The organism is Shewanella septentrionalis, from assembly GCF_025370265.1.
In the GTDB taxonomy this organism is placed as follows: Bacteria; Pseudomonadota; Gammaproteobacteria; order Enterobacterales; family Shewanellaceae; genus Shewanella; species Shewanella hafniensis.
Genome location: NZ_JAMTCC010000043.1, coordinates 1 through 23,185, shown reverse-complemented (window position 1 = coordinate 23,185; position 23,185 = coordinate 1). Strand labels below are relative to the sequence as shown.

The window sequence follows — 23,185 nt, the reverse complement described above, 5'->3', positions numbered from 1 at the left end:
GTTTGAAATATGACTCGATTGCGGTGAATAAAAAGGCGCTAATCCCATGGGATTGCGCCTTTTCCGTTTTATATCAGTACGGATTTATACTTCAACATCAATAATATGTTGGCTTGGTGGCTTTTTGATTTCCGCGGTATCGTCGGTCACTTCAAGCACGACACCTTCTTTTAATTCTTCGGGCTCATCCGATGCGCGGCGTTTCTTATTCTTGTTGTTATCAGCATCTTTGCGCCTCTCCCTGACTTTCGCGTCGCGCCCTTCTAACGTTGGGGGTAACTGCGACTGCGGTGTTTCATGGCTATCGGGGGCATTTGCGGTTGCACTACTCACTTGGTCGACGACCCGTTTAGGGTGCAACACGGCTTTCACTGGCTGCGCCAGCATGGCATAAATGCTATCCAATCCACTCATAACGCCTCCTTGTTATTACACCTCTTAACATGTTATCGGCAGGAGTCGGTCAATATTTAGACTATACGCGGTTTAAGTCGTTAAGGCGAATGAGGGGGGGGTTAAGATCTAAGCATGAGCAATCGATGCTAACCAAAGCGGCACTCATTGTGAAGGAACCACAGTGGTTGAGAAGGAACAATAGTAGCGAATGCAAAATTGAGGTGAATTGTTGGATTCGCGTGGTGCTTTGCGGGATTTGGAGTGGGAACGTTGAGCTTTCTCGCAATCGTGACATTAATATTCCATCATCTGCAAAAAGATGATCGTCTTTATTTCGGATAATTATTTAGATTTTCGTGCTAAATCCAACTCTTTTTTGACTGTCTAATAAGGTTGAATTTAAGTTTGTTTTGTTACTTTTTTGGGTTTAAGGTTATTCCTCGGCCCGTAAAATCCCACAAATACAGAATTAATCCTCCATTTTTTTCATCGCAAGCGCCTGAAAGCAAAAGGTTGCTGAATATTTCGGCGCAATTTATTCCTGTAGTTTCTTCTGTTTAGTCGATCTCTCGTGGTCTTTCATGTCAAAAGTTTGTCGCTAGGTTAAGTGCTCAACATGCTGCTAACCCGCTTGCCGACTGGATTTATAAAAGGATCCCATCCCTTGACATTGCTTGTCGACTGTCCCTAAACTTAGCAGTTGTGGGAAATAGTGGATATTTGTGGATCAAAAATCACAGGAAAGGATGAATTAGCGTGTTTCGTGGAGCCAGTGCTATCAACTTAGATACAAAGGGACGGATCGCTATTCCAGTGCGATACCGCGAACCTTTGCAGCTTGAGCACCAAGGCCGCATCGTGATTACCGTCGACATCCAATCCGCCTGTTTACTCTTGTATCCAATCCATGAATGGGAATTGATCGAAGCTAAGTTGTTAACGCTTTCCGATACCGATAAAACCCAGCGATCGTTGAAACGTCTGTTACTTGGTTATGCCCACGAAGTGGAGCTCGACGGTAATGGGCGCATATTACTGCCGCCACCGCTAAGGCAATATGCCAATTTAGATAAGCGCATCATGCTGGTGGGGCAATTGAATAAATTTGAGCTGTGGGATGAGCAATCTTGGCTGCAGCAAATCGATGAGTGTCAGGAAACGATTCGAAGTGAGGAGCTTGCCAGTAACGAGCGCCTCGCGGATTTTTCACTTTAACGAGTCGTGATAACTAAATAAGAAGAGAGTAATGAGTCAAGAATTTGCCCATTTATCCGTACTGCTAGCAGAAACGGTTGGCGGTTTAAACATCAAAGACGATGGCATCTATATCGATGGCACGTTTGGCCGCGGTGGTCATTCAAGACAAGTATTACAACAACTCGGTGAACATGGTCGATTGATCGCCATCGACAGAGATCCCCAAGCGATTGAAGCGGCGAAACAATTTGCTGACGATCCTCGCTTTCAAATCGTGCATGGTGGTTTTGGCCAATTAGCCGATTACGTCGAAGAGCTTGGGCTAGTGGGCAAAATAGATGGCGTATTACTCGATTTAGGTGTGTCTTCACCTCAGCTTGACGATGCCGAACGTGGTTTTAGTTTTATGCGTGATGGCCCGCTCGATATGCGCATGGATAACAGCCAAGGCCAAACAGCTGCTCAGTGGTTAGCTCGCGCAGAAATAGAGGATATGGCTTGGGTATTTAAAACCTACGGCGAAGAGAAAAACGCTCGTCATATTGCCCGTTGTATCGCAGCGGATCGTGATAAAACCCCGTTTTTACGAACTAAAGATTTAGCCGATTTGATCGCGCGTATCACTAAAAGTAAAGAGCGTAATAAGCACCCTGCGACTCGGGTGTTTCAGGCCATCCGGATTTATATTAATAGTGAGTTAGATCAAATTGATCAAGCGCTTGAAGGTGCAGTCAATGTGCTGGCTCCCCAAGGGCGCTTGTCGGTCATCAGTTTCCACTCTTTAGAAGATCGTATCGTGAAGCGCTTTATTCGCCGCCATAGCCAAGGCGAAAGTGTGCCGCACGGTTTTCCGGTCACTGAGGATCAAATTAACAAGTCGCGTAAGTTACGCGCCGTGGGCAAGGCGATTATGCCATCCGACGAAGAAATCGAACGCAATGCCAGAGCTCGCAGCTCAGTGTTACGCATTGCCGAGCGTTTAGATTACTAAGGGGCGCACTGTGAGTAAGCCCTCGATCAATCTGCCACGGATCGTCTTACACGATTTATGGCTGCACAAATGGATCTTGTTATTAGCTCTGCTCGTGCTCTGCAATGCGGTCGCGGTTGTTTATGGCAGCCATATTAGCCGCCAACTAACGACCCAGTGGGACCAGTTACTGCAAGAGCGAGACAGATTAGATATTGAGTGGCGCAATTTATTATTAGAGGAGCAATCGCAGACTGAACACAGTCGTATTACGCGCATTGCCTCTAAGGAACTCAACATGAGTCGTCCGTTACCCAGCGAAGAAGTTGTGGTAAAGGTGCCGTGAGTATAGGGAAGATATGACTAGGCAAGCGAAAATCAAACGGGTAAGCAAACCGCAGAAACCGCAACTAATCCATTGGCGTTTATACGTAGTGGTGGGGTTTGTGTGTACGCTATTTTGCAGCCTAGTGGGACGCGCAGCCTACATTCAAATTATCGAACCTGACAAATTACGCCATGAAAGCGATATGCGTACCTTACGGACCACGAGCCGTGAGGTTCAGCGTGGTTTGATCACAGATCGCAATGGCGACATGTTGGCCGTCAGTGTGCCAGTGCGTGCCGTTTGGGCCGATCCTAAACAAGTTAACGATAACAATGGCTTTGCGGATATGCGCCGCTGGCAAGCTTTAGCTGATGTGTTGCATGAACCAGTAGAAGACATATTAGATCGGGTGCGCAGTAATCCCACCAAACGCTTTACCTACTTGAAACGCCAAATTACCCCTGCGGTTGCGGATTATATTACTCAGCTGAAATTACCCGGTGTTTTCCTCAAATCTGAATCCCGCCGCTATTACCCTGGTGGTGAAATCACTGCTCAGCTTATCGGTATCACAAACATTGATGATGTTGGGATTGAAGGCGTAGAAAATGCTTATAACAGCTGGCTAACGGGCACGCCTTCAAAACAGAAAGTGCGTAAATCCCGCGATGGTCATGTGGTTGAGCGCCTCGATATTATCCAAGAAGGCGAAAGCCCGAATGATCTTGTGCTCAGCATAGATCAACGGATTCAGCAGTTAGCGTACCGCGAGCTGAAACGCACCACAGAAATGAACCAAGCGACCTCAGGTTCCATCGTCGTACTCGATATTCACACTGGTGAAGTCTTGGCTATGGTTAATACGCCATCGTACAACCCCAATGCGCGCGACAATCTGCAAACCTTCAGAATGCGTAATCGCGCCATGACAGATACCTTCGAGCCAGGTTCGACCATTAAGCCCTTTGTTGTGGCTGCCGCGCTTGAAGCTGGTACAGTTAAATCGACCGATATTATTGCCACTTCACCGGGTTGGATGCGTTTAGGCGGCCGCCAAGTGCGCGACCCTGCCAACTATGGCGACATGAGTTTGGCGCGTATTCTGGCGAAATCCAGTAACGTCGGCATCAGTAAATTGGCCTTGTCTATTCCGGTGCAGCAGTTACTCGGCACCTATCAATCCATGGGACTTGGCAGCTTTTCGGGAATTAACCTCACGGGTGAAAGCGCTGGCTTGATTCAAGATCGCCACCGTTGGTCAGACTTTGAACGTGCCACCTTGTCGTTTGGTTACGGCTTAACGGCAACAACACTTCAACTTGCGCGCATGTACGCCACCTTAGGCAATGGCGGTACTTTATTTCCCGTCTCAATTATGAAACTGAAAAAGCCACCAGTCGGTGAGCGAGTCATTTCTGAAGATGTGGCCCACGATGTGATGCAAATGCTGGTTGGCGTGACAGAAAAAGGCGGCACGGGCACCTTAGCGCATATCGACGGTTATCCAGTTGCGGGCAAGTCTGGTACAAGCCGTAAGGCGGTTGCTGGCGGTTATGGTGATGATTATGTTGCTTTATTTGCGGGTGTTGCCCCGGCGAATAATCCTAAGTTAGCGATAGTGGTCGTCGTGAACGAGCCTAAGGGCGATCTCTATTATGGTGGTTCAGTGGCGGGGCCTGCATTTGCCAAAGTCATGTCTGGCGCACTGCAAATGTTAAACGTTGAACCCATTACCGACAAAGAACAAGTGCAATTGGCGGGTATCGCCGCCGGGAGAGCAGAATGATGTTATTACGGGATCTGCTTGCGCCTTGGCTGCATTATGCCGGCGCGCAGTCCTTCAACGATTTGACCTTAGATAGCCGCGCAATACGTCGCGGCGATGTGTTTTTGGCACTGCCAGGGCATAAGGTCGATGGCAGACAGTTTATTGAAAAAGCCTTAGATTTAGGTGCTGCAGCCGTATTAGTCCACACGGATGATGCTGATCAGCATGGCAAAGTGTTGCACAGCGATAATGCCGAGCACGGCGTACAGATTTATGTCTTCCAGTTGAGTCGCCAAGTATCAGCCATCGCCGCCCAGCGTTATCCCTTAGCGCATCAGTCTGCGACAACATCCCTTGGGGTGATTGGTATTACTGGCACCAATGGTAAAACCTCGACAAGCCAACTGATTGCCCAGCTGATAACGTCGCTCGGCCGCAAAGCCGCCGTGATGGGCACCCTTGGCAATGGACTCTGGGGCGAGCTCGTCGATAGCGGTAACACCACAGCCGATGCGATTACCCTAATGCGTCAGTTGCATGACTTTGAAGCCCAAGGCGCGAGTGTCTGCGCCATGGAAGTGTCGAGCCACGGCTTAGTGCAAGGCCGCGTCGATGCAGTACCATTCGATGTTGCCGTGTTTACCAATCTGACGCGCGATCACCTCGATTACCACGGCGACATGGAAAGCTATGCCGCCGCTAAGCAAAGCCTATTTCGTTTCAGCACCTTAGGTCACGGTTTATTGAATCTCGACGACGCAGTTGGCGCATCTTGGTTAACTGAACTTAAATCTGTGCCTGCGCAAATGTGGGGCTTTAGTATTGAAGGTCATCAAGGTGCGGCTTTTTATACTAAAAATGCCAAGTTTGACGATCAAGGCGTCAGTGCAACCTTAGTCTGGCCCGAGGGCGAAACTCAAATTCACTCCCCACTACTTGGTGCCTTTAATCTTTCTAATTTACTCGCGGCGCTCTCAGCCTTGTATCTGCAAGGTTTTGATATGAAAGCGTTAGCCGAGCAAGTGCAATACCTAACGCCCGTCGCAGGTCGTATGGAGCGTTTCACAACTGCGAATAACATTACCTTAGTGGTCGATTATGCCCATACACCAGATGCGATTGAACAAGCGTTAAACGCGCTACGTCGCCATTGTGCCGGTGATTTATGGTGCGTATTTGGCTGTGGTGGCGACCGTGATAAGGGCAAGCGTCCTTTGATGGGCAAAGCCGCAGAGCAATATGCCGACCGCATTATGGTGACCAGCGACAATGCGCGTAGTGAAGACCCCGCGCAAATTATTACCGATATTATCCAAGGGCTAATCAACCCTCAGCAGGCATTGACTCAGGTTGACCGTATCGCAGCAATTAAAGAGGTTGTGGCATTGGCGAAACCGGGCGATGTGATCTTGCTGGCGGGTAAAGGCCACGAAACTTACCAAGAGGCGGCAGGTGTGCGTCATGACTATGATGAACGCGCCCTGGCACGCCAGTTATCGGAGCAATTAAGATGATCCCTCTTTCTCTCGAGACCCTAAGTCAACACTTAGGTACGTTTCGAGTCGGTGACGACGTCACCATCGAAGATTTAAGCAGTGATAGCCGCAAAATCGGCGCTGCAACCCTGTTTGTAGCCTTAAAGGGTGAGCGTTTTGATGGCCATGATTTTGCTGCAACCGCTATTGAGAACGGCGCCGCGGCGTTAATGGTCGAGCGCGAATTAGCCTTTGATATTCCGCAGCTGATTGTGCCCGATTGCCAAAAAGCCATGGGCGCGATAGGGGCTTATGTCCGTGATCAAATCAATCCGATTTGCGTGGCGTTAACAGGCTCAAACGGCAAGACCAGCGTGAAGGAAATGATCGCGACCATTCTGTCGGCAAAGCATCAAATCCTCTATACCGCTGGTAACTTCAATAATGAAATCGGTGTGCCGCTTACCTTGCTGCGTTTAACGCCAGCGGATGAGTTTGGGATATTCGAGCTCGGGGCTAACCATAAAGGTGAAATTGATTACACCTCGGGACTCGTGCGTCCGAACGTGGCGCTGGTGAATAACGTCGGCAGTGCCCACTTAGAAGGATTTGGATCGCAAGCGGGTGTCGCGCAGGCTAAGTCGGAAATTTTTAATCATCTGCAGGCCGATGGCACCGCCATCATCAACGCCGATGATGCCTTCGCCGATTTTATGAGCGTTAAGGCAAGACCTTATAAGCAACTGAGCTTCTCCCAGCAAGATGGTGCTGCTAAACGTCATATCGATATCATCGCTACAGGTCATAAGGCCAATGCCGATGGTTGCTATCGTTTTATGCTCAATTACTCAGGTGAATCTTGCCAAGTGGTACTACCGCTGGCGGGTCGCCATCAGGTGAGTAATGCACTAGCCGCTGCAAGTGTTTGTATTGCCTTGGGATTAAGTTTGACAGAGATCGCCGAAGGCTTAAGCCAATTAACGCCAGTGAAAGGGCGCATGCAGCCGAGTCAATTGGGACGCGTTCGTCTAATCGACGATAGCTATAACGCGAATCCTGTGTCCGTTGGGGCGGCAATCGCTTGGTTAAAGGAAATTTCTGAAAATCGCTGTCTGGTACTGGGAGATTTAGGAGAATTAGGCGACAATGCGCCCCTTTTACACGCTGAACTAGGGCAACTGGCCAAGCAACAGGGGATAGATGCCTTGTTTTGCACCGGAACGTTAAGTCAGCATACGAGCCAAGCTTTCGGTGCGGAGCACTATGACAGTGTGGCGACGTTAGTAGAAAAACTCATAAAGCATATTAACCAGTTACCGGGACAGGTAACGGTTCTCGTTAAAGGTTCACGTAGCGCCGCCATGGAGCGGGTCGTGGATGGACTAACAGTAGCCTTCGGGCGTGGGGAGTTAGTGTAAATGCTGGTATATCTGGCCGAGTATTTAACCCGTTTTCATACCGGGTTTAACGTGTTTTCCTATGTGACGTTTCGAGCCATTTTAGGCTTATTAACCGCATTGGTTTTTAGCTTATGGTTTGGCCCTAAACTGATTGAACGTTTGCAATTACTGCAAATTGGTCAGGTCGTGCGTAACGATGGTCCAGAATCACATTTTAGTAAGCGTGGCACGCCGACTATGGGTGGCTTGCTGATATTGGCCGCTATCTTCATCAGTGTGTTGCTGTGGGGCGATCTCGGTAGCCGCTATGTGTGGGTGATGTTGTTTGTGCTCGGCAGTTTCGGTCTGATCGGCTTTATCGACGATTACCGCAAAGTGGTGCGTAAAGACACTAAAGGTTTGATCGCGCGCTGGAAGTACATTCTGCAATCTTTGGCTGCGCTGCTCATTGCTTTTTTCCTATATGCCACAGCGGTAAATCCAGGTGAAACCCAGTTAGTGGTGCCTTTCTTTAAAGACGTGATGCCGCAACTTGGCGCCGTATTTATCGTATTGGCGTACTTCACTATTGTGGGGTCGAGTAATGCGGTGAACTTAACCGACGGCCTCGACGGTTTGGCCATTATGCCGACGGTAATGGTCGCGGCGGCGTTTGCCTTGATTGCTTATTTGTCCGGTCACGCGCAGTTTGCGAACTACTTACATATTCCGCATTTACCCGGTTCGGGTGAGCTTGTGATTGTCTGTACCGCCATTGTCGGTGCGGGTCTGGGCTTTTTGTGGTTCAACACTTATCCCGCGCAAGTCTTCATGGGCGATGTGGGTTCTCTGTCATTAGGTGCTGCACTGGGCACAATTGCAGTGCTCGTTCGCCAAGAAATTTTGTTAGTGATCATGGGCGGCGTGTTCGTGATGGAAACCCTGTCAGTCATTCTGCAGGTAGGTTCGTACAAGTTACGCGGCCAGCGTATTTTCCGCATGGCGCCGATACACCATCACTATGAGTTAAAAGGTTGGCCCGAACCTCGAGTGATAGTGCGTTTTTGGATTATCTCGATATTCCTCGTCTTACTTGGCTTAGCCACGTTGAAGTTAAGGTAATTGGTTATGCAAAATCAGTATTCACACATAGTGTTAGGTTTAGGGGCAACGGGTTTGTCCGTCGTACGCTATTTGTGTGGAAAGGGCATTACGCCATTGGTCATGGACAGTCGTCGGCAGCCTCCGGGCGCCGAAACATTAGCGACGTCTTTTCCTGATGTGAAGCTGATTTCTGGCGGATTCGATTGCCGTTATCTCGTGCAAGCGACGCAGATCATTATCAGTCCCGGCATTGCCACTTATACCCCAGAGGTGCGTGCCGCTGTGGATATGGGCATCGAAGTGATTGGCGATGTGGAGCTATTTGCTCGTGAGATTGCTGACCGTAAACCTTGCGTTATCGGTATTACTGGCTCTAACGGTAAATCAACTGTCACTACGCTTGTAGGCGAAATGGCAAGGGAAGCGGGTATTGCCGTTGCCGTTGGTGGCAATATCGGTGTGCCTGCGCTGGATTTACTGCATGAAAATGCCGACTTATTTGTGCTTGAGTTGTCGAGCTTTCAATTGGAAACCACCCATAGCCTTAAGTGTGTGGTGGCGACCTGTTTGAATATCAGCGAAGACCACATGGACAGATACAGCGATATCGCTGCCTACCGCGAAGCTAAATTACGTTTATACAAACAAAGCCGCGCCGTGCTGTTTAATCGCGACGATAAACTGACCGTACCGCCAGAGCCAATGAATCAAAACAGTTTTGGTTTAGCTGCGCCAGAAGCGGACGAATGGGGTATCAGCGACAGCAAGATTTATCACGGCAGCAGCGAAATCATGCCGATCACTGAAGTCTCCCTGATTGGTAGCCATAACCATGCCAACTTACTCGCAGCAATGGCGCTTGTGGATGTTGTCGGTATTGATAAACAGATTATGGCAAAAGTGGCGCGTAGCTTTACCGGCTTATCCCATCGCTGTGAAGTGGTTGGGATTAAGAATGGCGTGACCTATGTCAATGACTCGAAAGCGACGAACGTCGGCGCCACCGTTGCCGCGCTCGATGGTTTGAGTGATCACTTAGGCGATATTATTTTGATTGCTGGCGGTGACGGTAAAGGTGCTGATTTTAAACCTTTAGGCGTGGCGTTAGCGAAAGTTACACACCTCATTACCTTAGGTCGTGATGGCAAAAAGATTGCCGCTTTAAAAGACGGCGCGGTCAGAGTCGAGACGATGGCGGCTGCGGTGGCTAAAGCCGCTGAATTGGCGACCTCTGGCGATATCGTTTTATTGTCGCCAGCCTGTGCCAGTTTAGATATGTACAGTAACTTTATGGCTCGAGGTGACGATTTTAGAAACCTTGTGGAGCAACTCAATGGCGAGTGATGTAAGACAACTCAGCCTATTTGGGCGTTTGCGTTCAGCAATGCCCAATTGGCAACGTGATACCGAAGTGCCGGGCGTGCAATTGTACGACCGCGCTTTGCTCGCGGCTGTGTTGTCTTTGATTGGCTTTGGCTTTGTGATGGTGATGTCGGCCTCAATGCCAGAAGCGCAAACGCTCACGGGTAACCCGTTTTATTTTATGACTCGCCATGTGGGTTATTTAGTGGGTTGCTTAGCCATTGCGGCATTTGTATTAAGAGTTGAAATGCAAACTTGGCAGCGCTGGAGCCCCATGTTGCTATTGGTTGTGGGCTTGATGTTGCTGGCGGTTTTAGTGGTCGGTACTACGGTAAACGGTGCGACGCGTTGGTTATCGATAGGCCCAATACGCATCCAAGTGGCGGAAGTCGCTAAGTTTGCCTTTGCCATCTACATGGCGGGCTATTTAGTGCGTCGTCATCAGGAAGTGCGCGAGAATGCTAAGGGTTTCTATAAACCGATTGCGGTATTTGCCATTTATGCTGTGCTGATTTTGATGCAGCCCGACTTAGGGACGGTTGTGGTGTTGTTCGTCGGTACCGTTGGCCTGCTGTTTTTAGCGGGTGCACGTTTGCTCGACTTCTTCGCCCTGATTTTTGCTGGCGTGTTGGCGTTTGTGGCTTTGGTGTTGTTAGAACCTTACCGTATGCGCCGGGTGACATCGTTTATGGATCCTTGGCAAGATCCCTTCGGTAGCGGTTACCAGTTGACGCAATCTTTGATGGCCTATGGCCGTGGTGATTGGTTTGGCCAAGGGCTGGGCAACAGTATTCAAAAATTAGAATATCTGCCCGAAGCGCACACTGACTTTATCTTTGCCGTGATCGGCGAGGAATTAGGTTTTATCGGCATTATCGCCGTGTTATCCGTGCTGCTATTTGTGGCGCTGAGATCGATTCGTTTAGGTAATTTATGTCTAGCCATGGATAAGCCATTCGAAGGTTATTTAGGCTATGCCATCGGTATTTGGATTTGTTTTCAGACTGTGGTTAATGTCGGCGCAAGTATCGGCATGTTACCGACCAAAGGGCTGACATTACCTTTTATCAGCTATGGCGGCAGTAGTTTATGGGTCATGACGGCAGCAGCCATGATGTTGCTGCGCATTGATTACGAGCGGCGCATGACATTAGTTCAGGCCGTGCAAGGGAGATTGAAGTGATGACCCCAGCAGGAAAACGTATTTTAGTCATGGCGGGTGGTACGGGAGGACATGTGTTCCCGGCGCTGGCAGTGGCTAAGCATTTAGCTCAACAGGGTTGGCAAGTGCGTTGGTTAGGCACGGCCGATCGTATGGAGGCGCGTTTAGTGCCCCAGTATGGATTTGATATTGATTTCATCGATATCAAAGGTGTGCGCGGCAATGGTTTGATACGTAAGCTCGCGGCGCCCTTTAAAGTGGTGCGCTCAATATTGCAGGCTAAGACCGTGATTGCTGAGTTTAAACCCGATGTCGTGCTTGGCATGGGCGGATTCGCCAGTGGCCCAGGTGGTGTGGCGGCAAGATTAGCCGGTATTCCATTGGTTCTGCATGAGCAAAATGCCATCCCAGGGATGACGAACAAGTTGTTGTCGCGGATTGCGACGCAAGTGTTATGTGCCTTTAAAAATACCTTTACCACAGTGAAGGCCAAGGTTGTTGGTAATCCGATTCGCCAAGAATTGATTGCCTTAGGCGCAGAACCAAAGCCAGAGGCTGATGAAGCCTTAAAAGTATTAGTTGTCGGTGGCAGCCTTGGCGCCAAAGTCTTTAACGATCTTATGCCTGAAGCGGTTGCGATACTGAGTCAGCAACAGTCCGTTACGGTTTGGCATCAAGTGGGTAAAGATAATCTTGCGGGCGTGAAGGCGGCTTATCAGCAACATGGGCAAGATGGCGGCGTGAATATCGCCGAGTTTATCGACGACATGGAAGCCGCTTATCGCTGGGCTGATGTGGTATTGTGCCGCGCCGGTGCGCTGACGGTGTCTGAGTTAGCGGCGGTGGGGCTACCGAGTATTCTGGTGCCTTATCCCCATGCGGTGGATGATCACCAAACCCGTAACGGTCAAGTATTGGTTGAGGCTGGCGCAGCTTTCCTATTGCCACAGGCCATCTTGGACGTGAATAAACTGGCGGGCAAATTACAACTGCTTGCCAATGACAGAACAGAATTAGCCCGTATGGGCCAAAGAGCGAGAGACGTTGCCGTACTGGATGCGACTGAACAAGTTGCCGCAGTGTGCATCAGCCTTGCTGAGAAAGGATAAGCATGACTAAGACAGAAAGATATGCACAACTGAGAAGCATGATCCCAGAAATGCGCCGTATTAAGCGTATTCACTTCGTCGGCATTGGCGGCGCGGGCATGGGCGGGATCGCCGAAGTGTTAGTGAACGAAGGCTATCAGGTGAGTGGTTCGGATATCGCGCAAAATGCCGTGACCGACAGATTGTGTTTGCTCGGTGCCAAGATCCAAATTGGTCATGCCGCCGAAAACGTGCAGCAAGTGGATGTGGTCGTGGTCTCCACGGCGATTAATCTGGAAAACCCAGAAATCCTTGCTGCTAAAGAATTACGTATTCCTATTGTGCGCCGCGCCGAAATGCTAGCCGAGTTGATGCGCTACCGTCATGGTGTGGCAATTGCGGGCACCCATGGTAAAACCACGACAACGAGCCTTATCGCCAGCGTGTACGGTCAAGCGGGGCGGGATCCAACCTTCGTGATTGGTGGCTTGCTCAATAGCGCCGGTACCAACGCCAGATTAGGCACCAGCCGTTACTTGATTGCCGAAGCCGATGAGAGTGATGCGAGCTTCCTGCATTTGCAGCCTATGGTCAGTGTGGTAACTAATATTGAAGCCGATCATATGGATACCTATGGCGGTGATTTCGAAAAATTGAAATCGACCTTCGTGGATTTCCTACATAACTTGCCGTTTTACGGTGTCGCAGTTGTGTGTATCGACGATGCTGTGGTGCGCGAAATCATGCCGCGGATTGGTCGTCAACTCGTGACCTATGGTTTTAGTGACGATGCGGACGTGCAAGCGCTGAATTTCAGTCAGCAAGGGCATCAGTGTCGTTTCACTGTGAGACGTAAAGGCAAAGCGGATCTCGATCTGGTGCTGAATTTACCGGGTCAACATAATGTGCTCAATGCGTTAGCTGCGATAGCGGTCGCGACCGAAGATGAAATCGACGACAGTGCCATTACTCAGGCGTTAGTGGAGTTTCAAGGCATAGGTCGTCGTTTCCAGCATTTGGGCAAGTTTGCTACGCCCAAGGGCGAAGTTATGTTAGTCGATGATTATGGCCATCACCCCAGTGAAGTTGCCGCGACCATTAAAGCTGCCCGTGCAGGTTGGCCCGACAAACGTCTGGTTATGGCGTATCAGCCACACAGATACACACGTACCCGTGATTTGTATGAAGATTTTGTTGAAGTGTTATCCCAAGTGGATTGCTTACTGTTGCTCGATGTTTATAGTGCGGGTGAAGCGCCAATCACAGGTGCCGATGGCCGAGCTCTATGTCGCTCAATTCGTCTGCGTGGCCAGTTAGATCCGATCTTTATCGCTAGTCCTGATCAGCTCGCAGAAGTATTGCCCGATGTATTGCAGGAGGGGGATTTATTACTCACCCAAGGTGCGGGTAATATTGGCGCCCTGTCGCGATTGTTAGCGACAACAGAATTGGGCTTTGCTGTTGCGGAATTACCTGCGCAAGCAAGCTGATCTTTAGCGCTTGATCTGCGAGGAAAAGGAAATTTTGACCAAAGGATTTTGGTCTATATAATGGCCGGTTTTCTGTGGTTTTTAATGAGTGTCGTTAAAGGTGGAATGAAGCGTGTCTTGGAGTGATAAGAGGCGGCACTGGCGGGCAAGAATGTCACGGGTTAATTGGTATCTGTGGAGCGGGGCTGGCTTTTTATTCTTCATCGTGGCCAGTTTTGTATTTGGTGGATACCAGCTACATAAATTTTTAAACGATGCCAGCACCTTGCCGATTGAGGCCGTTGCCATCAAAGGTGAGCGGGCTTACACCACAGATAAAGATATACAAGTGGCACTACAGGATTTAATGCAGCGGAGTTTTTTTAGTGCTGATATCACCTTAGTGCAACAGGCGTTAGAAGCCTTACCTTGGGTGTATCGCGCGTCGGTAAGACGCGAGTGGCCTGCGAAACTCAGGGTATATTTGCAGGAGCAGCAACCAGCAGCCCATTGGAATGGTGACGCTTGGTTGAACGTGCATGGCGAAGTGTTTGAAGCGCCATCGCACCCAGAGCTGGAGCATTTACCGCAGTTATCAGGGCCAGACGATATGGGTCTTGAGGTGCTGACTGTGTATGCACAGATCAACTCACTGTTAAAGATTAATGGCTTTACCTTAGCCAGTTTGAATTTGACGCCACGACATGCGTGGCACGCGACCTTAGGAAACGGCATCGTTTTAGATTTAGGTCGCGAAGATAAAATTGCACGGATACAGCGATTTATAACTGTTTATCCGGTTTTGGCGAAACAAGATAAATCCGTCGCCAGAGTAGATTTGCGCTACGACACAGGGTTGGCCGTAGGCTGGGGCGATGCACAAACAAGAGAGCCGATAATTAATGATCAAAAACCAAGATAGAAACCTTATCGTCGGATTGGATATAGGAACCTCTAAGGTCGCAGTGATCATAGGCGAAGTTCTGCCCGATGGCGAAATCAGCATAGTCGGCCTTGGCAACCATCCCTCAAGAGGCATGGATAAAGGTGGCGTGAATGATTTAGATTCGATAGTTCGCAGTGTGCAACGTGCGCTCGATCAAGCGGAATTAATGGCGGATTGCCAAGTGTCATCGGTTTACCTGAGTATCTCTGGTAAACACATCGCCTGCCAAAACGAAAACGGCATGGTATCGATCAACGATGAAGAAGTGACACAGGAAGACGTCGATAACGTGATCCACACGGCTCGCTCGGTGAAGATCCCGACCGAACGTCGCATCTTACATGTGCTGCCGCAGGAATATGCGATCGACGTGCAAGACGGCATCCGCAGCCCTATCGGTATGTCCGGCATGCGGATGGAAGCCAAGGTACATATAGTGACTTGCGCCAATGATATGGCGAAGAACATCACTAAGAGCGTTGAGCGTTGTGGCCTTAAGGTCGATGACTTAGTGTTCTCTGGGATTGCTTCGGCCGATGCAGTGCTGACCTTCGATGAGAAAGATTTAGGTGTGTGTATCGTCGATATCGGCGGTGGCACTACGGATATCGCGGTCTATACCAACGGTGCCTTGCGTCATTGCGCGGTTGTGCCAGTTGCGGGCAACCAAGTGACCAACGACATTGCGAAGATTTTTCGCACGCCGTCGTCACATGCTGAACAAATTAAAGTGCAATTCGCCTGTGCGCGCAGCTCGATGGTGAGCCGCGAAGACAGTATCGAAGTGCCATCGGTAGGTGGACGTCCATCGCGGAGCATGTCACGTCACACGCTCGCCGAAGTAGTAGAACCAAGATACCAAGAGCTGTTTGAGTTAGTGCTCAAAGAGCTGAAAGACAGTGGCTTAGAAGATCAAATCGCCGCAGGTATTGTGCTCACTGGTGGCACAGCGTCGATTCAAGGTGTGGTCGATATCGCAGAAGCGACATTCGGCATGCCAGTTCGCGTAGCATCACCGCTACCGATCAAAGGTTTATATGAATACGTGGACCAGTCTATTTACTCCACTGGAGTCGGACTGCTTCATTACGGTGCACGACGGGTGATCGAACGTCAGTTCGAACGTCCTGAGCGCCAAGGGGTAACTAGCGCTTGGAATCGGGTCCAAAGCTGGTTTAAGGGCGAATTTTAATTTTCATAACGCAGGCAACACGGAGATCAGACAATGTTTGAGATCATGGATACTCACTCAGACGACGCGGTGATTAAAGTCATCGGCGTTGGCGGCGGTGGCGGTAACGCTGTCGAACATATGGTCAAACACAACATTGAAGGTGTTGAGTTTATCGTTACCAATACAGACGCTCAGGCCCTGAGAAAATCAGGTGCAGGCTCAACGATTCAATTAGGACGCGATGTCACTAAAGGTCTCGGAGCTGGGGCAAACCCAGACGTGGGTCGTGCAGCAGCTGAAGAAGACCGCGAAAACATTCGCGCAGCAATCAAAGGCTCTGACATGATCTTTATCGCTGCCGGTATGGGCGGTGGTACAGGTACAGGTGCTGCACCAGTTGTCGCTCAAATCGCTCGCGAAGAAGGTATTCTGACCGTTGCGGTTGTGACTAAGCCTTTCCCATTCGAAGGGAAAAAGCGTATGGCTTATGCTGAGCAAGGTATTGCTGAGCTGGCTAAGCACGTGGATTCGTTAATCACGATTCCAAATGAAAAATTATTAAAAGTATTGGGCCGTGGTACTTCTTTACTCGATGCGTTCGCCGCAGCGAATAACGTGTTACTTGGCGCGGTACAAGGTATTGCCGAGCTTATCACTCGTCCAGGTCTAATTAACGTCGACTTCGCCGACGTGAAGACTGTGATGTCTGAAATGGGTAATGCCATGATGGGTACAGGCGTCGCTCGTGGTGAAGACCGTGCTGAAGAAGCGGCTGAAGCTGCTGTTGCCAGCCCATTATTAGAAGACATCGACTTAGCCGGTGCGCGTGGTGTGTTAGTTAACATCACTGCGGGTATGGACATGAGTATCGAAGAATTCGAAACCGTGGGTAATCACGTTAAGGCTTATGCCTCTGACAACGCGACTGTGGTTGTTGGTGCTGTCATCGACCCAGAAATGAGTGATGAGCTGCGTGTAACGGTTGTTGCTACAGGTATCGGTGCTGAAAAGCGTCCAGATATTCAATTGGTGTCTAAGCCTGCGCCTCGTCCAGAGCCAGTGGTTGTGGAACCAAAAGTCGAAGCCTATGTCGAAGAAGCGGTACATGTGAACTACGCTGCGCCAAAAGGCAACGTATTGCCAGCGGCACCACAGCCAGCTCCACAGCCTGCACCATCGACAAAGCATGAGTTGGATTATCTTGATATTCCAGCATTTTTGCGTAAGCAAGCCGACTAGCGATAGCGTTTGAGTCCAGCGTATATGTGAGGTGTTGTTCGTTTTGGGCAATACCACAGCATAGCTGCATTTGTGTGACATAATAAAGTTATGTTATTATGTTGAACCAGTGCGGCCAATTTGCCGACGCTGAGTGTACAAATATTAGGCTTTATAATTGGCATTTAAACGGGTAACTGAATGATATTTCAAAGAACTGTTCAGAAAATGGTGAAAACTACTGGTGTCGGATTGCATTCTGGCAACAAGGTCACTTTGAGCATAATGCCCGCGCCCGTTAATTCAGGGATCGTACTCGTGCGCACCGACTTGAGTCCTGCTGTCGCTATTCCAGCGAAGGCGGAGCAAGTTCGTGAAACCACTATGTGTACGGCACTTGTCAATGACGAAGGTATTCGTATCTCGACCATTGAGCATTTATTTGCAGCACTTGCGGGTTTAGGCATAGATAACGCCGTAATCGAAGTGGACGCGCCTGAAATTCCTATTATGGATGGCAGTGCGAGCCCGTTCGTCTTCTTATTGCAGTCTGCGGGTATTAAAGAGCAGGCCGCACCTAAGAAATACTTAAAGATTAAGCGCCCTGTGCGTGTTGAAGATGGCGACAAATGGGCCGAGCTGAAACCCTTTAAAGGTTTTAGAGTCAATTTTAAAATTGACTTCGCGCACCCAGAAATCGCTCGTAGCCAACAGCATGTGGTGATGGACTTTTCAACGTCTGCTTTCGTGAAAGATATCAGCCGCGCCCGTACTTTTGGGTTTATGCGTGATATCGAATATCTGCGAGCCAACAACCTAGCGTTGGGCGGCAGCATGGAAAACGCTGTTGTACTTGATGAATATCGCGTCCTTAATCCCGACGGCCTGCGTTATGAGGACGAATTTGTTAAGCACAAAATTCTAGATGCGTTTGGTGATCTATACGTGGCAGGACACGCTATTTTAGGTGAGTTTACTGCGTATAAAACCGGTCATGCGTTGAACAATCAATTGGTGCGTGCTTTATTGGCGCAACAGGATGCGTGGGAGTTGGTCAGCTTTGAAAAAGAAGCCGATGTTCCCGTTAGCTTTACCGTGCCAGGTGGCGCTGTATTTGCTTAAAAAGCGGTGAGATTATTTACTACGGCTGGCCAATGAGGCCAGCCGTTTTAGTTTTTCGCCCAGTGAACCGCCAATATTTTCCGCTAATGCCGCAATATGCTCCGCTGCCGCAGGGCTTAATTCTTTGTGTCCCTGTTTAGGCTTTGCGTCATACATTGCTAATCTCGGGTTGACTTTAACTTCGATTGCGGTAAGGATTGGGAGCGTTTCTGCTTGAAGCTGCGCTAGTAGCTTCGGCTTTTGGAAATTAATTCGTGCAGCCCAGGCCGCCGAAGTGGTTTCAACCACAAGAACACCCTGGCGGAAATTAGCGACTTTTAGCTGCTCCGCAACAGGACCTGCGATAATCTGCTTCACATGATGATTCAGATACATAAGTAGTTCCGCTTTCTCAGCAAGGTCGGGTAATTTGCCCGATTGATGCAGTAATTGGCTGAGATCTTGAGGGGGCTTTTTCATATGATAATAAGATGGCTGAATTAGGCTATGAGTGTAACAGTATTTATTCAAGGTCGGAATGGCGTCACACGCTGGCAGCCCAGTAAACGCTGGTTGCTACTTCCAATACTATTGTTGGCCACTGGGTCCGGTATTTATCAACACAACTCAGCTCGATTTCAAGATCAGCAAGCCAGTGTCGATAACGATCGTCTCGTACGCGAACAACAAAAGAAACAAGTCTTAGAGCTAAAAAGTGCTACAGAGTCTCAACTGGCTATGCTAGTGACTCATGTTGCACGTATGCAAGCCAAGATCACCCGTCTCGAAGCCTTAGGTCAACAGGTCGCCCAGCAGAATAAATTGGATGAAGATTTTGATTTCTCATCCGAAGTTGGTGTGGGTGGTTTGAGCGAATTAGGCACTAACATCGAGCTCGGACAGCTTATCGACGATATGGATAAGTTGGCATCACGAATTGACAATAATAATGTTCAGCTTTCACTACTTGAAACAGTGTCATCTAACCACCATATAGATGATGAACGTTATATATCAGGGATCCCACTCGATAAAGGTTGGTTATCGTCGCCCTACGGATTACGTAATGACCCTTTCAACGGTCGCAGGACTGTGCATAAGGGGATTGATTTTACCGGCCGAGAAGGGGCCAAAGTTGTTGCGACTGCTGCAGGCGTAGTAACTTGGGCTGGGAACATGTTCGGTTATGGCGAGTTGGTCGAAATAGACCATGGTAACGGTTTACATACGCGTTATGGCCATAATAAAGCTTTGTCAGTGACTGTAGGTGATGTGGTCGCAAAAGGCGATGCAATCGCCAGTATGGGAAGCACTGGGCGCTCAACTGGGGCTCATGTGCATTATGAAGTGTTGCGCGGCGGACAGCAGATAGATCCACAAAAGTTTGTCTACCGCAAAGCAAGTTAATTGAAACATTGGCTTCTAGTTTCCATCATGGACTTGGCCTACAGAGAATAAGTGATTCAGATGTTTGGTAAATTACTGACAAAAGTATTTGGTAGTCGCAACGACCGCACCCTTAAAGGGCTTCAAAAGATCGTTATTAGCATTAACGCACTAGAAGCTGATTATGAAAAATTAACCGATGAAGCTTTAAAAGCGAAAACCGCTGAGTTCCGTGAGCGTTTAGCTGCCGGCGCTTCATTAGATAGCATCATGGCTGAAGCGTTTGCGACAGTACGTGAAGCGTCTAAGCGTGTATTTGACATGCGCCACTTCGACGTACAGTTACTCGGTGGTATGGTGCTCGACAGTAACCGTATTGCTGAGATGCGTACGGGTGAAGGTAAAACCTTAACGGCAACCTTGCCCGCTTACTTAAACGCATTGACGGGCAAAGGTGTTCACGTGATTACCGTGAACGATTACTTAGCACGTCGTGATGCCGAGAATAACCGCCCACTGTTTGAGTTCCTCGGTTTAACCGTCGGCATCAACGTGGCAGGTCTCGGTCAGCAGGCAAAGAAAGATGCCTACAACGCCGATATCACTTACGGTACCAACAACGAGTTTGGTTTCGATTATTTGCGCGATAACATGGCGTTTTCGCCGCAAGAACGGGTACAACGTCCGTTGCATTACGCCCTAATCGATGAAGTGGATTCAATCTTAATCGACGAAGCACGTACACCGCTGATTATCTCTGGTGCCGCTGAAGACAGCTCTGAGCTTTACATCAAGATCAACCTGCTTATCCCAAATCTTATCCGTCAGGATAAAGAAGACTCTGAAGAGTATGTGGGTGAGGGTGACTACAGCATCGATGAAAAAGCCAAACAAGTGCATTTCACCGAACGTGGTCAAGAAAAAGTAGAGAACCTGCTGATCGAGCGCGGCATGTTAGCCGAAGGTGACTCACTCTATTCTGCTGCAAATATTTCTCTGTTACATCATGTTAACGCGGCGCTCCGTGCGCACACGCTGTTTGAGCGTGATGTGGATTACATAGTACAAGACAACGAAGTCATCATAGTCGATGAACACACGGGTCGTACTATGCCAGGTCGTCGTTGGTCAGAAGGCTTACATCAAGCTGTCGAAGCCAAAGAAGGCGTGCACATTCAAAACGAAAACCAAACATTGGCTTCGATCACTTTCCAGAACTACTTCCGTCAATACGAGAAGCTGGCAGGTATGACAGGTACTGCCGACACTGAAGCGTTCGAATTCCAACACATCTATGGATTAGACACAGTTGTTGTGCCGACTAACCGCCCAATGGTGCGTAAGGATATGGCGGATTTGGTTTACCTGACCGCCGATGAAAAATATCAAGCTATCATCAAAGACATTAAAGATTGCCGCGAACGTGGTCAGCCAGTGTTGGTGGGTACGGTCTCAATCGAACAGTCTGAACTGCTAGCGCGCTTAATGGTGCAGGAAAAAATCCCACATCAAGTTTTGAACGCGAAATTCCATGAGAAAGAAGCTGAAATCGTCGCCCAAGCAGGTCGTACTGGCGCTGTGACTATTGCTACTAACATGGCAGGTCGTGGTACCGATATCGTGCTTGGCGGTAACTGGAACATGGAAATCGATGCGCTCGATAATCCAACTGCTGATCAAAAAGCTAAGATCAAAGCCGACTGGCAAGTTCGTCATGATGAAGTCGTTGCCGCAGGTGGTTTACACATCCTAGGTACTGAACGTCACGAATCACGCCGTATCGACAACCAGTTACGTGGTCGTGCGGGTCGTCAAGGTGACGCAGGTTCATCACGCTTCTACCTGTCGATGGAAGATAGCTTAATGCGTATCTTCGCCTCGGATCGTGTCTCTGGCATGATGAAAAAGCTGGGCATGGAAGAAGGTGAAGCGATCGAACATCCATGGGTGTCTCGCGCAATCGAAAACGCTCAACGTAAAGTTGAAGCCCGTAACTTCGATATCCGTAAGCAATTACTCGAATTTGATGACGTAGCTAACGATCAGCGCCAAGTGGTTTACGCCCAGCGCAACGAGTTGATGGATGCGGAAAGCATTGAAGATACTATCCAAAACATTCAAGACGATGTGATTGGCGCGGTAATCGATCAGTATATTCCACCGCAATCAGTAGAAGAGCTGTGGGATATCCCAGGTTTAGAGCAACGTCTACACCAAGAGTTTATGCTCAAACTACCTATCCAGGAATGGTTAGATAAAGAAGACGATCTGCATGAAGAGAGTCTACGTGAGCGTATTATCACTGCTTGGGGCGATGCATATAAGGCGAAAGAAGAAATGGTTGGCGCGCAAGTGCTACGCCAGTTCGAGAAAGCCGTTATGCTACAAACGCTCGATGGTCTGTGGAAAGAACACTTAGCGGCGATGGACCATCTGCGTCAAGGTATCCACTTACGTGGTTACGCACAGAAAAATCCAAAGCAAGAATATAAGCGTGAGTCGTTTGAGTTATTCCAACAACTGTTGAACACCTTGAAACATGACGTCATCAGTGTGCTGTCGAAAGTACAAGTTCAAGCTCAGTCAGATGTGGAAGAAATGGAAGCGCGTCGTCGTGAAGAAGATGCCAAGATCCAGCGCGACTATCAACACGCAGCGGCAGAGTCGCTTGTTGGCGGTGGTGATGAGCATGAAGCTGTCACTGCGCAAGCACCGATGATCCGTGATGGTGAGAAAGTGGGTCGTAATGATCCTTGTCCTTGTGGCTCAGGTCGCAAGTACAAACAATGTCACGGCAAGTTAAGTTAATCTGCTGACAGATTAAGCCTACTGAATAAGTAGAATAGAACGCACACTAAAGGCAACTTATCTAAGTTGCCTTTTTATTTCCTCTTTAATAAGCCTCGCGCTGATTCTCGTGTCATCCGGATTACATTCTTACTCTTCTTTATATCGCTAATCGTCGTTATTCCCCATTGAACATCATTTCATTCTCATTGATAGCCATTAAAGCAAACCCATCGCTGTAGCAAATTTAACCGTTAAAACCCATTTTGTGGATAAGTCTGAGGATAAAGTGGGGGTATTGTGTGACTAACTGAAAGTATTAAAAAAAGATCCATTTTTCTCAAAAAAGCCCTTGCGGACTTTCTCAATCTCCCTATAATGCGCATCCACTGACACGGCAGACAGCGTAACGTAAGTTAAGCAAAGAAAGCCAAGCAGTTCATCGGTTAGCGAGCTAAACGATGAGTGTTGAGAAAGTTGAAAAAACTACTTGACGCATTAACGGGAATGCGTAGAATACGCAGCCCTGACCCGCAGAAAACTCAGTGTGTGGTCAACGCTCTTTAACAATTTATCAAGCAAATCTGTGTGGACACTCACAGGTGTTGAGTTAATCGAAACTGCTTAACCTTAGGGTTGGCAGTCAAAAATTTAAATCAACCAATTCTTTCACGAGAGTGATGAGTGTTCATAGCAATATGTACAAAGACTTACTACTTATTTTCGGATAAATAGAAGTCGAACAGAATTCGTTGAGCCGTTTGACGCAAGTCAAACAACAAAACTTTAATTGAAGAGTTTGATCATGGCTCAGATTGAACGCTGGCGGCAGGCCTAACACATGCAAGTCGAGCGGCAGCACAAGGGAGTTTACT

General features: G+C 48.8%; 19 protein-coding genes and 1 rRNA gene. 18 read left to right on the top strand and 2 right to left on the bottom strand.

All coding sequences use genetic code 11. The features are described 5' to 3' along the window. Positions 1-84: 84 nt before the first annotated feature. Complete coding sequence (locus tag NE536_RS19325; RefSeq protein ID WP_006079884.1) at positions 85-414, bottom strand: hypothetical protein; 330 nt, start codon at positions 412-414, stop codon at positions 85-87. 738 nt (positions 415-1,152) lie between these two features. Here NE536_RS19325 and mraZ point away from each other — a divergent pair. The 15 genes from mraZ to lpxC all read left to right on the top strand — a co-directional run bounded on the left by mraZ (position 1,153) and on the right by lpxC (position 18,158). Then, on the top strand, positions 1,153-1,611 hold the full coding sequence (mraZ, locus tag NE536_RS19320; protein WP_006079885.1) for a division/cell wall cluster transcriptional repressor MraZ: 459 nt from the start codon (positions 1,153-1,155) through the stop codon (positions 1,609-1,611). Positions 1,612-1,642: 31 nt separating this feature from the next. Then, positions 1,643-2,584, top strand: a complete 942-nt coding sequence (gene rsmH / locus NE536_RS19315; RefSeq protein WP_261273705.1) for a 16S rRNA (cytosine(1402)-N(4))-methyltransferase RsmH — start codon at positions 1,643-1,645, stop codon at positions 2,582-2,584. A gap of 10 nt (positions 2,585-2,594) precedes the next feature. Further along, positions 2,595-2,909, top strand: coding sequence for a cell division protein FtsL (ftsL, locus tag NE536_RS19310; protein ID WP_006079887.1), 315 nt, complete (start codon positions 2,595-2,597; stop codon positions 2,907-2,909). Between the two features lie 13 nt (positions 2,910-2,922). Beyond that, positions 2,923-4,677: a penicillin-binding transpeptidase domain-containing protein gene (locus NE536_RS19305; RefSeq protein WP_261273704.1), complete on the top strand. Its 1,755-nt coding sequence runs from the start codon at positions 2,923-2,925 to the stop codon at positions 4,675-4,677. Then, entirely contained in the window at positions 4,674-6,173 is a 1,500-nt protein-coding gene (gene murE, locus NE536_RS19300) for a UDP-N-acetylmuramoyl-L-alanyl-D-glutamate--2,6-diaminopimelate ligase (RefSeq protein WP_261273703.1), read from the top strand. Before NE536_RS19305 ends, murE begins: the two co-directional genes overlap by 4 nt. Continuing rightward, positions 6,170-7,552 carry a UDP-N-acetylmuramoyl-tripeptide--D-alanyl-D-alanine ligase gene (locus NE536_RS19295; protein WP_259544382.1) on the top strand — a complete coding sequence of 461 codons (1,383 nt, stop codon included), beginning with the start codon at positions 6,170-6,172 and terminating at the stop codon, positions 7,550-7,552. Before murE ends, NE536_RS19295 begins: the two co-directional genes overlap by 4 nt. Next, on the top strand, positions 7,553-8,635 hold the full coding sequence (gene mraY, locus NE536_RS19290; RefSeq protein ID WP_107403417.1) for a phospho-N-acetylmuramoyl-pentapeptide-transferase: 1,083 nt from the start codon (positions 7,553-7,555) through the stop codon (positions 8,633-8,635). 6 nt (positions 8,636-8,641) lie between these two features. Continuing rightward, the gene (murD, locus tag NE536_RS19285; protein ID WP_259523109.1) at positions 8,642-9,961 is read left to right on the top strand and encodes a UDP-N-acetylmuramoyl-L-alanine--D-glutamate ligase; all 1,320 of its coding nucleotides are present in this window, start codon (positions 8,642-8,644) and stop codon (positions 9,959-9,961) included. Then, positions 9,951-11,162 carry a cell division protein FtsW gene (gene ftsW, locus NE536_RS19280; protein ID WP_261273702.1) on the top strand — a complete coding sequence of 404 codons (1,212 nt, stop codon included), beginning with the start codon at positions 9,951-9,953 and terminating at the stop codon, positions 11,160-11,162. Before murD ends, ftsW begins: the two co-directional genes overlap by 11 nt. After that, on the top strand, positions 11,162-12,250 hold the full coding sequence (gene murG, locus NE536_RS19275; RefSeq protein WP_261273717.1) for an undecaprenyldiphospho-muramoylpentapeptide beta-N-acetylglucosaminyltransferase: 1,089 nt from the start codon (positions 11,162-11,164) through the stop codon (positions 12,248-12,250). Before ftsW ends, murG begins: the two co-directional genes overlap by 1 nt. Positions 12,251-12,252: 2 nt before the next feature. Further along, a complete protein-coding gene (gene murC, locus NE536_RS19270) occupies positions 12,253-13,719 on the top strand; it encodes a UDP-N-acetylmuramate--L-alanine ligase (RefSeq protein ID WP_006079895.1) in 1,467 nt (488 codons plus the stop codon). Between the two features lie 151 nt (positions 13,720-13,870). Further along, positions 13,871-14,620: a cell division protein FtsQ/DivIB gene (locus NE536_RS19265; RefSeq protein WP_198555559.1), complete on the top strand. Its 750-nt coding sequence runs from the start codon at positions 13,871-13,873 to the stop codon at positions 14,618-14,620. Next, positions 14,601-15,836, top strand: a complete 1,236-nt coding sequence (gene ftsA, locus NE536_RS19260; RefSeq protein ID WP_006079897.1) for a cell division protein FtsA — start codon at positions 14,601-14,603, stop codon at positions 15,834-15,836. The genes NE536_RS19265 and ftsA overlap by 20 nt, the downstream gene beginning before the upstream one ends. 33 nt (positions 15,837-15,869) lie before the next feature. After that, positions 15,870-17,057, top strand: a complete 1,188-nt coding sequence (ftsZ, locus tag NE536_RS19255; protein ID WP_006079898.1) for a cell division protein FtsZ — start codon at positions 15,870-15,872, stop codon at positions 17,055-17,057. A 180-nt stretch (positions 17,058-17,237) separates the two neighbouring features. Beyond that, complete coding sequence (gene lpxC, locus NE536_RS19250; RefSeq protein WP_011845621.1) at positions 17,238-18,158, top strand: UDP-3-O-acyl-N-acetylglucosamine deacetylase; 921 nt, start codon at positions 17,238-17,240, stop codon at positions 18,156-18,158. Positions 18,159-18,170: 12 nt separating this feature from the next. On the opposite strand, the gene NE536_RS19245 is transcribed toward lpxC, so the two are convergent. Then, a complete protein-coding gene (locus NE536_RS19245; protein WP_261273701.1) occupies positions 18,171-18,617 on the bottom strand; it encodes a DUF721 domain-containing protein in 447 nt (148 codons plus the stop codon). 27 nt (positions 18,618-18,644) lie between these two features. Between NE536_RS19245 and NE536_RS19240 the strand changes: the two genes are divergently transcribed. The 3 genes from NE536_RS19240 to NE536_RS19230 all read left to right on the top strand — a co-directional run. Continuing rightward, entirely contained in the window at positions 18,645-19,544 is a 900-nt protein-coding gene (locus NE536_RS19240; RefSeq protein WP_006079901.1) for a M23 family metallopeptidase, read from the top strand. A 60-nt stretch (positions 19,545-19,604) separates the two neighbouring features. Then, positions 19,605-22,331 carry a preprotein translocase subunit SecA gene (gene secA, locus NE536_RS19235; protein ID WP_261273716.1) on the top strand — a complete coding sequence of 909 codons (2,727 nt, stop codon included), beginning with the start codon at positions 19,605-19,607 and terminating at the stop codon, positions 22,329-22,331. A 766-nt stretch (positions 22,332-23,097) separates the two neighbouring features. Then, positions 23,098-23,185, top strand: a 16S ribosomal RNA gene (locus tag NE536_RS19230); the annotation flags it as partial.